Here is an 11,838-nt window from a genome sequence, read left to right on the forward strand (position 1 = left end):
ATCTACGCTTTGATGATGTTTCGATTAACGCACGCGACGCAGGTAGCCGTCCGGCGCCACGGTGATCAGCAGCTTGTTCTGCAGCTGAACGTCGATCTCGAAATCCTTGTTCTCTTCCAGGTACTTCCACACGGCGGTCTTCGGGTTGTCGCCCGGGCCCCACGGACGGTCCGGGAAGAAATCGGCCGGCATGTCTTCGACCACGGTGTCCATCACCACGCAGTAGCTGTCCACCGACACCAGCGGCGCGTACAGGCGCAGCTCTTCGAGCACGTGGTCGTGGGTGTGGTTGGAGTCCAGCACCAGGATGACCTTCTTGCCTTCGGCGGCGGCGCGCACCTTGGCGGCGATCTCAGGGTCGATGCTCGAACCTTCGATCATGGAGATGCGCTTGCTCATCGGGTGGCTCTCGATGGCTTCGCGGTTGTGCGGGCGGATGTCCAGGTCGATGCCCAGCACTTCGCCGTGGCCTTGCAGCTCCAGCAGCGAGGCGTAGTAGATGATCGAACCGCCGTGGGCGATGCCGCACTCGATGACCAGATCCGGCTTGACCTGCCAGATGATCTCCTGCATCGCCATCATGTCTTGCGGCAGCTGGATGATCGGACGGCCCATCCACGAGAAGTGGTAGCTGTACTTGTGCTTGGCCGATTCGTTGAAGAAGTCCCGGGCCAGGCCAGTGAGCTTCTGGTCGTCACCCTGCTGGGCGATCTGCTCGCGGCACTCGGCTTCGAAGGCTTTGTTGATGCTGTTGTCGGTCATGTTCACGATCTCGGTAGTCACTGGAACGAAGCGCTGTCAACGGCGTGATAGACGTAGCGTCCATCGGTCATCCGCTTGATCTCTTCGAGGTAATTGGAATTCATCACAAACAGGTTGGCGCCTTCGGGCAAGGCGTCCATCGCCTCTTGCGGCGAGGACACCCGCGCGCCGCTCAGGGGCAGGTAGCGCCCCTGCTTGGCCGGGTTGATGTCCACCACGCGGTCCACCGCCACGCCCGCCCGTTGCAGGAACAGCGAATAGATCACGCCCTTGGAGGACGCGCCCCAGATCGCCGAACCCTGTCCGGGCGCGGCCTGGATGATCTGCACCGCCCGCTCGAGGCTGGCGGTGAAGCCGTCCGGCAGGGCCAGGCGCGGCACCGGTTGCTCCGGGGCGAGGCGCAGCGTGGCCAGGTCGGCGACGATGTACAGGTATTGGCCGCCGAACAGGTGGCCGGCCTCGTGCACGGTGCCGAACATCCGGCGCAGGTCGTCGAGGCGGAAATAGTTGACGTGCTCGTAGAACAGGTCGAACCAGGCGCGGTGTTCGAGGATCCAGTCGAAGCACGGCACTTCGATGTAGATCTGCCCGCCCTGGTTGGCTTCGGCGATCACCGCCAGAAAGCTCACCGGATCCTGGATGTGCTCCAGCACGTGGCGCAGCACCACGGCGTCCGCCGCCAGGCCCAGGCCACGGGTGAACGGGGCCTTGATCACGTCGGCGTTGTCGCCTTCGTAGGCCGGGTCGATGCCGGTGATGCGGTAGCCCAGGCCCTTGAGCAGCTCAAGGAAGTAGCCCTTGCCGCAGCCGACCTCGATCAGTTCCCGGCCCTTGAAGTGCTTGGCGATGATGCCTTCGACGTCCTGCAGGTGCTTCTGGAACTGGCCGGAGTGGGCCTGCTCGTTCTGGTAGTCGGCGTCGTAGCTGAGCTTGTCGGCGTCGAACGCCGCGTTGAAGATCAAGCCGCTGCGCTCGTCCTGAACCAGCAGCATGTCGGCGCGGGCCGACGCCTTCGCCGACTCGGGATCGGCGAAGGTGCGGTTCTGCAGCACCGGCAGGTCGGTGGCGCGGTACAACTCATGCCTCATGGCGGTCTCCCAGTAACTGTTGCAGACGCTCGGTCACCGCCCAGAACGCCATCGGCTCGTGGGTCGGGTACGGGTAGTGGCCCAGGTTCAGATCCAGACGGGCGCCGCGCTCGCGCAGGCGTTGCTCGACCAGCGAACGCACCGACACCGGCCGGCCGCTGGCGCAGTTGACCGCGCCGTCGAAACCGCGCCGCTGGAGGATCGCGGCGAGGTGCCCGGCGGCCGTCTCGATCGCCAGGAAATCCCGCAGTTGCTCACCCGCCGACATGTCGAACGACGGCGCCCCGGCCTCGATGGCCCGGTCCAGCGCCGCCAGCAGGCTGTTGGGGTTCTGCCCTTCGCCGTGCAGGTAGAACAGCCGCGCCCATTGCAGGGTGAACGGCAGCTCTTGCTGCAGGGTGCGCAGGAACAGGTGCAGCGTGTGCTTGGCCAGGCCGTACGGGTTGGCCGGCTGCGGCGCGGCCTCTTCGCTGAGGGGCCCGCTCTGCATGCCGTACTCGAAGCAGGTGCCGGTCACCAGCACTTGCTTCACGCCCGCCTCCACCACGCTTTTGACGAAGCGGTAGTCGGCCATCAGGTTGTGTTCGAAATGGAACAGCGCGCGGTAGTTCGGCAACCCCGGCCAGGCCAGGTGCGCGAGGGCGTCGACGCCGTCGGTCAAGGCCACGGCATCCAGGTCCGGCGCGTGAATATCCGCCGCCACGAACTCGACGTCCTTGATCCACGGCATGCCTTGCGCAGTCTGCGCATTGCGCGCCACCGCCCGCACCGTGCAGCCGCGGGCAAGCAGCGCCGCGACCAGGTGGCGACCGACGAAGCCGGTGGCTCCGGTGACCAGGACCTTCACAGGACTTTCATCTCCGGCACGGCGATCACGAAGCGCCCGTCCCACTGACGCACGTGCGCCAGCTGCTGGCTGACTTCGTGCAGCAGGTTCCACGGCAGCACCAGCACGTAGTCCGGTTTCTCGAGGTCGATGCGTTCAGGCGCCACGATCGGAATGCGGCTGCCCGGCAACAGCTTGCCCTGCTTGTGCGGGTTGGCGTCGGCCACCCAGGCCAGCAGGTCCGGCTTGACCCCGGCGTAGTTGAGCAGCGTGTTGCCCTTGGCGGCGGCGCCGTAGCCGACCACGCGCTTGCCGTCGGCCTTGGCCTTAAGCAGGAAGCGCAACAGGTCATGCTTGATGCGTTCGGCGGCGGGCGCCAGCGTCGCGTAGTAGCCGGCGGTCTTCACCCCGGCGTCGAGCTCGGCCTGCAACTGCTGCTGCACGGCCGGCTGCACGGCGCGGCGCTCGCCGTCCCGGCGCTGCACGAACACCCGCAGCGAACCGCCATGGGTGCTCAACTGGCTGACGTCGAACACTTCCAGGCCGTTGCGCTCGCACAGGGTCTGCACGGCGGTCAGGGACAGGTAGGAATAGTGCTCGTGGTACAGCGTGTCGAACTGCGCGCCGGCCATCAGCGTCAGCAGTTGCGGGAATTCGAACGTGGCCACGCCGGTGGGCTTGAGCAACGCGGCGAAACCGCCGAGGAAATCGTTGATGTCCGGCACGTGGGCCAGCACGTTGTTGGCGGCCATCAGGTCGGCGGCCCAGCCGTCGGCCTTCAGTTGCGCGGCGGTGTCGCGGCCGAAGAACAGCTCGCGGATCTCCAGGCCCTTTTCCCGTGCCGCCTGGGCGGTGCTGCGGGTCGGCTCGACGCCCAGGCACGGGATGCCGCGACCGGCCACGTACTGCAGCAGGTAGCCGTCGTTGGCGGCCACCTCCACCACACGGCTGTCGGCGTTCAGACCGAAGCGTTCGGCCATCTCGGCCACATAGCGCTCGGCATGGGCCAGCCAGGTGCTGGAGAACGAGCTGAAATAGGCGTACTCGGCGTCGAACAGGCTGTCGGCGCGGGTGTAGTCCTCGGTCTGCACCAGCCAGCATTGCTGGCACACGGCGACCTTCAGCGGCACCCATTGCTCGGCCTGCTCCAGGCGGTCGGCATGCACGTAGGCGTTGGACGGCGGCGAGGTGCCGAGGTCGATCAGCGGCAGGCTCAGCGGTGCGGCGCACCCACGGCAATTCATAGACGCACTCCAGCGAAGTGTTGATCGAGCGCGGGATGGCTGGAGTCCCGTGCCGACAAATTATTGACAGGCAGCGGCCAGGCGATGGCCAGCCGCGGATCGTTCACCGACAGCCCGCCCTCGTGCTCCGGCGCGTAGTCGGCGCTGTGCAGGTAAAGCAGTTCGGCGTCGTCGGTCAGGGTCTGGAAACCGTGGGCGAAGCCGGCCGGGATCAGCAGGCTGCGGCCGTCGCCGACCTTCAGGTGTTCGGCGTGCCAATGCAGGAAGGTCTCGGAGTCCGGGCGCAGGTCCACCGCCACGTCCCACACCTCACCGCGCAGGCAGGTGATCAGCTTGGCTTCCGGCGCATTGGCGTTCTGGTAATGCAGGCCGCGCACGCTGCCCTTTTCGCGGGTGCAGGAATGGTTGATCTGACGGATGTGGAACTCGCGGCCGAACGCACTCAGGCTGCCCTCGCAGAACAGCCGGGCGAAGTGCCCGCGCTGGTCTTCGAAGCGCTTGTGGCGGACGTTGAACAGCCCGGCCAGCGGCAGGGCCTGCAAGGAGAATTCACTCACAGCGCGCCCCGGTACAGGTTCAGTTGGCCGAGGGAGACCCGGCGCATGTCATCGCCGTTCTGCCAGGCCAGGTGCCAGTCGAGGGTCTGGGTCAGGCATTGCTGCAAGGTCCAGCGCGGCTGCCAGCCCAGCACCTGACGGGCGCGGCTGCTGTCCAGGCGCAACAGGCCGGCCTCGTGCAGCTCGCTCGGCTCGATGCGCAGGCCACGGGCCTGGGGCCAGCGGTTGGCGAGCAGTTCGACCACTTCGCCGACGCTGCACATGTCCGCCTCGCCCGGGCCGAAGTTCCACGCACCGGCGTACTCCGGGCCCTCTTCATAGAGGCCGGCCGCCAGTTGCAGGTAGCCGGCCAGCGGCTCCAGCGCGTGCTGCCACGGGCGTACGGCCTGCGGGTAGCGCAGGGTCACCGGCTCGTCCGCGGTCCAGGCCCTGAGCACGTCGGGTATCAGACGCTCCGGCGCGAAATCGCCGCCGCCCAGCACGTTGCCGGCGCGGGCGGTGGCCAGCGCCAGGCCGTGTTCGGCGTACTTGTCCGCCGGAAAGAACGACGCCGCGTAAGACTGTGCCAACAGTTCGCAGCAGGCCTTGCTGCTGCTGTAAGGGTCGTGGCCGCCGAGGGCTTCATCCTCGCGGTAAGGCCACAGCCATTCCTTGTTGGCGTAGACCTTGTCGGTGGTCACCAGCACGCAGGCGCGCACGCAGCCGACCTGACGGATCGCTTCGAGCAGATTGAGGGTGCCCATGACGTTGCTGGAGTAGGTGCCCAGCGGATCGCGGTAGCCTTCGCGCACCAACGGCTGGGCCGCCAGGTGCAGGACGATCTCAGGCTCGGTGTCGGCGATGACTTCCAGCAAGGCGCCCAGGTCGCGCAGGTCGCCGCGCTGATCGTTGATGCCTTCGTGCACCCGCGCCAGTCCGAACAGGTTCGGCTCGGTCGCCGGATCGAGGGCGAAGCCGCTGACCTGTGCGCCCAGGTTCTGCAGCCACAGGGTCAGCCAGCTGCCCTTGAAACCGGTGTGGCCGGTGACCAGGACCCGCTTGCCACGCCAGAACTCCGGACTCAGGCCCATTGCTTCCATGGGGCCTCCCCGCTGTGCCACAGCGCTTCGAGGTGGTTCTTGTCGCGCAGGGTGTCCATCGGGTGCCAGAAGCCTTCGTGCTGGAACGCCTGCAACTGCTCTTCGGCGGCGAGGTCGGCCAGCGGCTCGGCCTCCCAGGAAGTCTGATCGTCAGCGATGTAAGGCAGCACCTTGGGCGACAGCACGAAGAAGCCGCCATTGATCCAGCCACCGTCGCCCCTGGGCTTTTCGGTGAAGCCCAGCACGCGGTCGCCGTCGCGCTCCAGCGCGCCGTAGCGGCCCGGCGGCTGCACGGCGGTGACGGTGGCCAGCTTGCCGTGGCTCAGGTGGAAGTCCACCAGCTCGCCGATGTTGAGGTCGGACACACCGTCGCCGTAGGTGAAGCAGAACGCCTCTTCGTCTTCCAGGTAGCGCGCGGCGCGGCGCAGGCGGCCGCCGGTCATGGTGTCTTCGCCGGTGTCCACCAGCGTCACGCGCCATGGCTCGCTGTAGTTCTGGTGCACGTCCATGCGGTTGTTGCGCATGTCGAAGGTGACGTCGGAGGTGTGCAGGAAGTAGTTGGCGAAGAAGTCCTTGATCGCGTAGCCCTTGTAGCCGAGGCAGATCACGAAGTCGTGGATCCCGTGGGCGGAATACTGCTTCATGATGTGCCAGAGAATTGGCTTGCCGCCGATCTCGATCATCGGCTTGGGCTTGAGGTGCGACTCCTCGCTGATGCGCGTACCGAGCCCACCCGCCAAAATAACTGCCTTCATCGTCTCCCCTCTCGTTCGTCACAGGGCTGCGCGCGGCGTTCTTGAGCCTGGCGGGCCTTCTGGCTAAACCTTTTTGCCGGTGCGGGCGCCGGGGCAATGGCCGCGAGCGCTCGTTTTATGGCGATTTGAGGGGGACTTGCAGGAAACGCGCCAGCTCTGCGGGCGTTGCGTCGGCGGGGACACGGGCATGAAAAAGGGATGGATCCGTCGCCGGGGCCATCCCTTTCGTGTGGCTGCATCAATGCATCGGTGGATCAGCCGAAAAGCGCGAACCCGTCGACAGTGGCACGCAGGTCGTAAGACTGGCCGTCGGCGGTCTGCAGGATCTCGATGTTGTCATTCCCGGCATACCAACCCTGCAGCTTGACGCCGCTGTCCGGAACACCGGCGCTGCCATCATTGACGCTGTGCAGGTACGCGTCGTCGCCGACACGGGTGACGTTCAACTGGCTGATGTTGGCAATGGTATTGAGGATCAGGGTGTCGTTGATCTCCCAGCCGGGCTGGTCCTGAATCGTCACCAGACCGGTCGTGTTGACGATGTAGGTATCATCCCCGCTGCCGCCCATCGCGACGCCGCCGCTGTTCGACTGCCCGGCAAGGTTGAGCACCAGCACGTCGTTGCCGCCGCCACCGGACAACAGGTAATGGCTGCCGGTACCGGTGAGCAGGTCAAAGCCCTCCTCACCAAAGGCACTGCCACTGCCGACCGTGATGGTGTCATTGCCATCGCCACCGTAGGCGAGGGTGCCCAAGTCATTTTTGGCGCCGACGATCACGTCGTCGCCGGCACCGCCATTGAGGATGTCAGCCTGCGCGACATCGCTGTCGAGCCCCGACTTCAGCCCGCCATAGAGGTAGTCGTTGCCGTAGTCGCCGTTCAGCGTGTCGTTGCCGTCGCTGCCTTCGAAGATATCGTCGCCCATGCTGCCCGTCATGACGTCGTCGAAGTGACTGCCACGCAGCGCCTCGATGTTCAGATACATGTCGCCCTGGGCCGTGCCGTTCTGGCCCAGTTGCCACATCCCGACCGCCACACCGACATCGCTGTCCTCATAGCTGACGGTATCCATCCCCTCGCCGCCGTCGAAGACATCCTGACCGAGACCACCGTAGAACACGTCATTACCGACGCCGCCGACGATGATGTTGGCACCGTCATTGCCATAACCTGTGAAATCGGCAGTGCCGGTGTAGGTCATTTTTTCGATGAACGGATCCATCTTCATCAGCGACAGGTTGGTGTACAGCTCGTCAAAGCCATCAGTCTCGCCCTCGGTGATGCTCACGCCAATGCTGTTGACCGTGTAGATGTCACCGCCTCGGCCACCTTCGAAGGTGATGCCCGCCGAATTGGCAGTGAAGTGGTCTGCCAGATCCGAACCGACGATTTTTTCCACGTTGACCAGCGTGTCGCCTTCGGCGTAGCCACCCGTTCCAAAGGCCTTGCCATCGTGAAATTCGAAGGTGACCGCATCGTTCGAACGGCTGTAGTCGGCAGCGTCGAAACCATCGGCGCCGTCCATGACCATGGCGCTCTCGCCGGCAAAGATCACATCGTTGAAATTCGAACCCTGCACGCCCTCGATACTCGAGTAGGTATCGCCGAAAGCGAAACCGGTGGCGCCCCAGATGCTGGACAACTCAATACTGAGCCCTTCAGGGCTGTCGGTGTAGCTGACAGTATCGAAGCCTTCACCGCCCACGAACTGATCGCCGCCATCGCCGCCCCACAGCACGTCATTGCCGGCACCGCCAACAATCACGTTCATCTGGGCATTGCCGTAACCCTTGAAGTCGCCCGTGCCGGTGAAAGTGAGTTTCTCCAGGAACGGATCAAGCTTCATGGTGTTGACGCTGGTGCGCAGCTCGTCATAGCCGCCCCGTTCCTCTTCAATGATCGTCACGCCTTCGCTGTCGATAATGTAGATATCGTCACCGCCAGCACCCTCCAGCGTCACCCCGGCAACCGAACTGGCCAGCGTGTCGTTGTTGGAGCTGCCGATGACTTTCTCGATATTGACCAGCGTATCGACGGATCCATCCGCCTTGGTGACCGTCGCCAGCGTTTCGCGCAGATCGACACTGACACCCGCCTGCATCAGCCCATAGTCCGCTGCATCGAACCCTTCCCCGCCATCCAGAAGATCCGAGCCGGCGCTGGCCCAAAGCCGATCGTCCGACTCCAGTCCGTAGAGTTCGTCATTGTCTTGAGTGCCGCCCATGAAATCCGCATCACTCGTTCCATTTATCACTGCCATGTGTTTCTTCCTTGCGTGGTTGTTGAATCCTGAACCGGTGGCGCAGACCTCTCTCCCAGGCCTGCCACCTGATCACCTAAACGGCGAATACGAAGCTATCGATTCGACAAAACCAAAGCTTGAGACCTACCGCGAAAAAGACCTTGCGGTGGCCGTCTGGATCTGTTCGATGGTGGCGGAGCCGGCGAACCAGTCCTTGAGCAGCACACCCTCCTGCGGCGTCTGCCCGGCCACGAACTTCGACTCGTGCAGATAGAGGTCGTCGCCGACGCGGTCAGCAAGCAAGTCCGTACTGCGGATGAACGACAGGATCACTGTGTCGCCACGGCTGGCGCCGTCATCCTGGATCGAGACCAACGCCCGGGTGTTGACGGTATAGGTGTCGTCACCTTCACCGCCGTTGGCCCAGCCGGTGCCCGTGCCGGTCAGCAGGTCATTGCCCTCGCCGCCGTCGGCCATGCCGTAGGTCACGGTGATGAGATCGTCTGAAGGGAGTGCCTCATGCACCTGGAGAAAAAGCATCCCCCTGAACCCCAAACAAAAACAGGCGACATAAAGTCGCCTGCCTCAAATGGCCGATGCCTTTCAAAAACGGCCTGAAAGGCATCGCACCCGGGTATCAGCCGAATACGCTGAACGCATCACCATTGATCGGCAGAACGTCGCCGTTGGCGGCCTTGAAGTGCTCGATGGTGTTGTGGCCGGCGAACCAGTCCTGAAGCTTCACGCCCCGATCGGCCCGGTCCCCGGTTTCATTGAGGAGCAGGTCATCGCCGATCCGCGTCAGTTGCAGCGATGCGGCCGAGTGGACGTTGTTCAGGATCAGCGTGTCGTTGGTGCTGCTTCCGTCATCCCGCAGGGTCACCAGTTTGCTGGTGTTGATGATGTAGGTGTCGTCACCCTCACCGCCGTTGGCGAAACTTCCGGACAGGAGCTGGCCCGAACTGCCGTTCTGCGACCCCAAGATCAACTTGTCGTTGCCCGCACCGCCCAGCAGCACGAAGTTGTCGCCGGTTCCGGTCAAGGCGTCGGCTCCGTCACCGCCGTCGGCGGTGCCGCTGACCACTGTGATGGTGTCATTGCCGGCCTCGCCGAAAGCCATGGTTCCGCGGTCGTCCGGAGCGCTGACGATGATGTCGTTCCCGTTGCCGCCGTACAGCATATCGGCTTGCGGCCCGCCGGCAGCGACATCAACGGCGAACGGCCCGAGCGGGCTGTACAGGCTGCCGTAGAGTGTGTCGTTGCCGTCGCCGCCATAAATCACATCATTGCCGAGGCCACCTTCAAAACCGTTGTCCCCTGCATTGCCGACCAGCGTGTCGTTGAAGCGGCTGCCGATGACACTCTCGATGTTGATCAGCACATCGCCCTCGGCATCCCCGCCCTGATTGACGCCGCTCAGCAGGTTGATGTTCACGGCCGTGGCGCTGTTGACGTACCAGGCCGAATCGTTCCCTTCCCGGCCGTCGATCACATCGGCACCTGCTCCGCCGATGAAGATGTCGTTGACGGTCGAACCCGAAAGCGTGTCGGCAAACCGGCTGCCCTGGAACAGCTCGATCCCTGTGTAGGTATCGCCGGAGGCGTCGCCGGTGTTGTTGGCATAGTTTTTCAGATCGATGGATACGGCACTGTCAGATGACTCGTAACTGACCAGATCCATGCCGCCCATGCCGTCAAAGGCCATGGGCGCGCTCGCGCCTACGAAAATGTCACCGAAACCTGTGCCGCGCAGGCCTTCGATACCGATGTAGGTATCCCCGGCCGCGATGCCGGAATTGACGCCGGTCTTCAGATTGATGCTGACCCCTACCGGACTGTCGATGTAGCCGACGGTGTCTGTGCCTGCACCACCGATGAACTGGTCGGCACCCGCACCGCCATACAGGATGTCGTTGCCGACCCCGCCGGTGATGATGTTGTCGTCCGCATTCCCCCAACCGGTGAAAGACCCGGTGCCGGTATAGGTCAGACGTTCAACATTGGCGCTCAAGAATATCTGGCCGAAGTTGGAGCGCACCTCATCATTGCCTCCGCCAGCCTGCTCGATGACGGTGCCCCCGCTGCCGTTGAGAATGTAGACATCGTCACCAAGACCGCCCTCGAACGTCGCAGTGGCCGTATCGAGATTGAACGTGTCATTGAACGCCGTACCGATGACTTTCTCGATGTTGGCCAACGTATCGCCTTGAGCATCCCCTCCGATACCGGCCCGCCCCGGACCGGTGGCGCGGATATCGACGTTGATGGCCTCTGACGAGCCCGAGTAGTCCATCACGTCACCGGTTCCGCCACCGCCGTCGAAGGCAAATGCACGGCTGTCGGCGACGAAGATATCGTTGACGTTCGAACCGAGGATTCTTTCGATGCCGGTGTAGGTGTCCCCTGCCGCGATGCCGGAGTTGACGCCGGTCTTGAAGTTCAGCGTCACGCCGACGGCGCTGTCCGTGTAGCCGACGGTGTCCATGCCGGCTCCGCCGATGAACTGGTCGGCACCCGCGCCGCCAAACAGCATGTCGTTGCCGGCCCCGCCCGTGATGACGTTGTCGCTGGCGTTGCCGTAGCCGGTGAACGCTCCGCTGCCGGTGTAGGTCAGGCGTTCGATGTTGTCCCGAAGCGACTGGATGTCGAAGCTGGTGCGCACCTCGTCGTTGCCGCCGCCGGCCAGCTCGATCACGTTGGTGAGGTTGCTCCCGTTGATGATGTACACGTCGTCGCCTGCGCCGCCCTCAAAGGTCGCGGTGCCCTTGTCGACGCTGAACGTGTCGTTGAACGCGGTGCCGATCACCTTTTCGATGTTGGTCAGCGTGTCGCCCTCGGCATCGCCCCCGATGCCGGCCCGTCCCGTTCCGCCGCCCTGGATCAGATCGACGTTGATGGCTTGCGACGAGCCCGAGTAGTCCACCACGTCACCGGTTCCATCACCGCCATTGATCTTGTCGGCGCCGGCGCTGCCCTTGATCACATCGTTGCCGCCCAGGGCATTGATTTCGTCGTCCCCGTCCGTACCTGTCAGCGTGTCCGCGCCGTTTGTTCCGTTGATGACTGCCATGTGTTTCTTCCTTGCCTTTTGATTGATCCGGTACTCGCCGGCGGGACGTTCCAGCCGTCCATTCCGAACGAACGATTGAGGTGTTATCTACAGGAAAATCCCAAACCTTGAACCGACGCCCCATCGATAACCCCGAAATAGAGAGGTTTGTCACAGCAAAAAAAAGGCGACCCCAAAAGGTCGCCTCTTTTTGACAGCATGCCGTCTCGAACCG

Annotated in this window: 10 protein-coding genes; all 10 read right to left on the bottom strand. The window is 63.9% G+C overall.

Features of this window, described 5'->3' with window-relative positions:
- Positions 1–24 precede the first annotated feature (24 nt).
- Positions 25–762 (bottom strand): cephalosporin hydroxylase family protein, encoded by a 738-nt coding sequence (locus CAG41_RS17955; protein ID WP_085577829.1) that lies wholly within the window; start codon positions 760–762, stop codon positions 25–27.
- A gap of 17 nt (positions 763–779) precedes the next feature.
- Positions 780–1,850 carry a class I SAM-dependent methyltransferase gene (locus CAG41_RS17960; protein ID WP_085707272.1) on the bottom strand — a complete coding sequence of 357 codons (1,071 nt, stop codon included), beginning with the start codon at positions 1,848–1,850 and terminating at the stop codon, positions 780–782.
- Complete coding sequence (locus CAG41_RS17965; RefSeq protein ID WP_085707273.1) at positions 1,840–2,697, bottom strand: NAD(P)-dependent oxidoreductase; 858 nt, start codon at positions 2,695–2,697, stop codon at positions 1,840–1,842. The genes CAG41_RS17960 and CAG41_RS17965 overlap by 11 nt, the downstream gene beginning before the upstream one ends.
- A complete protein-coding gene (locus CAG41_RS17970) occupies positions 2,694–3,920 on the bottom strand; it encodes a class I SAM-dependent methyltransferase (protein ID WP_085577832.1) in 1,227 nt (408 codons plus the stop codon). The genes CAG41_RS17965 and CAG41_RS17970 overlap by 4 nt, the downstream gene beginning before the upstream one ends.
- Positions 3,917–4,477, bottom strand: a complete 561-nt coding sequence (locus CAG41_RS17975; RefSeq protein ID WP_085707274.1) for a dTDP-4-dehydrorhamnose 3,5-epimerase family protein — start codon at positions 4,475–4,477, stop codon at positions 3,917–3,919. The genes CAG41_RS17970 and CAG41_RS17975 overlap by 4 nt, the downstream gene beginning before the upstream one ends.
- Positions 4,474–5,556: a CDP-glucose 4,6-dehydratase gene (gene rfbG, locus CAG41_RS17980; protein WP_085707275.1), complete on the bottom strand. Its 1,083-nt coding sequence runs from the start codon at positions 5,554–5,556 to the stop codon at positions 4,474–4,476. The genes CAG41_RS17975 and rfbG overlap by 4 nt, the downstream gene beginning before the upstream one ends.
- The gene (gene rfbF / locus CAG41_RS17985) at positions 5,538–6,311 is read right to left on the bottom strand and encodes a glucose-1-phosphate cytidylyltransferase (protein WP_085577835.1); all 774 of its coding nucleotides are present in this window, start codon (positions 6,309–6,311) and stop codon (positions 5,538–5,540) included. The genes rfbG and rfbF overlap by 19 nt, the downstream gene beginning before the upstream one ends.
- Before the next feature lie 254 nt (positions 6,312–6,565).
- Positions 6,566–8,572: a calcium-binding protein gene (locus CAG41_RS17990; protein ID WP_085707276.1), complete on the bottom strand. Its 2,007-nt coding sequence runs from the start codon at positions 8,570–8,572 to the stop codon at positions 6,566–6,568.
- 126 nt (positions 8,573–8,698) lie between these two features.
- Positions 8,699–9,094 carry a hypothetical protein gene (locus CAG41_RS17995; protein ID WP_256582613.1) on the bottom strand — a complete coding sequence of 132 codons (396 nt, stop codon included), beginning with the start codon at positions 9,092–9,094 and terminating at the stop codon, positions 8,699–8,701.
- A 97-nt stretch (positions 9,095–9,191) separates the two neighbouring features.
- Complete coding sequence (locus tag CAG41_RS18000) at positions 9,192–11,624, bottom strand: calcium-binding protein (RefSeq protein ID WP_085707278.1); 2,433 nt, start codon at positions 11,622–11,624, stop codon at positions 9,192–9,194.
- Positions 11,625–11,838 lie beyond the last annotated feature (214 nt).

Origin of the sequence: Pseudomonas sp. B35(2017), assembly GCF_002113645.1 — a bacterium.
GTDB lineage: Bacteria > Pseudomonadota > Gammaproteobacteria > Pseudomonadales > Pseudomonadaceae > Aquipseudomonas > Aquipseudomonas ekonensis.

Excerpts from the sequence above, each read along its gene's own strand:
- CAG41_RS17990 (WP_085707276.1), bottom strand. The coding sequence starts at position 8,572 with ATGGCAGTGATAAATGGAACGAGTGATGCGGATTTCATGGGCGGCACT.
- CAG41_RS17970 (WP_085577832.1), bottom strand. The coding sequence starts at position 3,920 with ATGAATTGCCGTGGGTGCGCCGCACCGCTGAGCCTGCCGCTGATCGAC.
- CAG41_RS17955 (WP_085577829.1), bottom strand. The coding sequence starts at position 762 with ATGACCGACAACAGCATCAACAAAGCCTTCGAAGCCGAGTGCCGCGAG.
- CAG41_RS17960 (WP_085707272.1), bottom strand. The coding sequence starts at position 1,850 with ATGAGGCATGAGTTGTACCGCGCCACCGACCTGCCGGTGCTGCAGAAC.
- CAG41_RS18000 (WP_085707278.1), bottom strand. The coding sequence starts at position 11,624 with ATGGCAGTCATCAACGGAACAAACGGCGCGGACACGCTGACAGGTACG.
- rfbF (WP_085577835.1), bottom strand. The coding sequence starts at position 6,311 with ATGAAGGCAGTTATTTTGGCGGGTGGGCTCGGTACGCGCATCAGCGAG.
- CAG41_RS17995 (WP_256582613.1), bottom strand. The coding sequence starts at position 9,094 with ATGCTTTTTCTCCAGGTGCATGAGGCACTCCCTTCAGACGATCTCATC.
- rfbG (WP_085707275.1), bottom strand. The coding sequence starts at position 5,556 with ATGGAAGCAATGGGCCTGAGTCCGGAGTTCTGGCGTGGCAAGCGGGTC.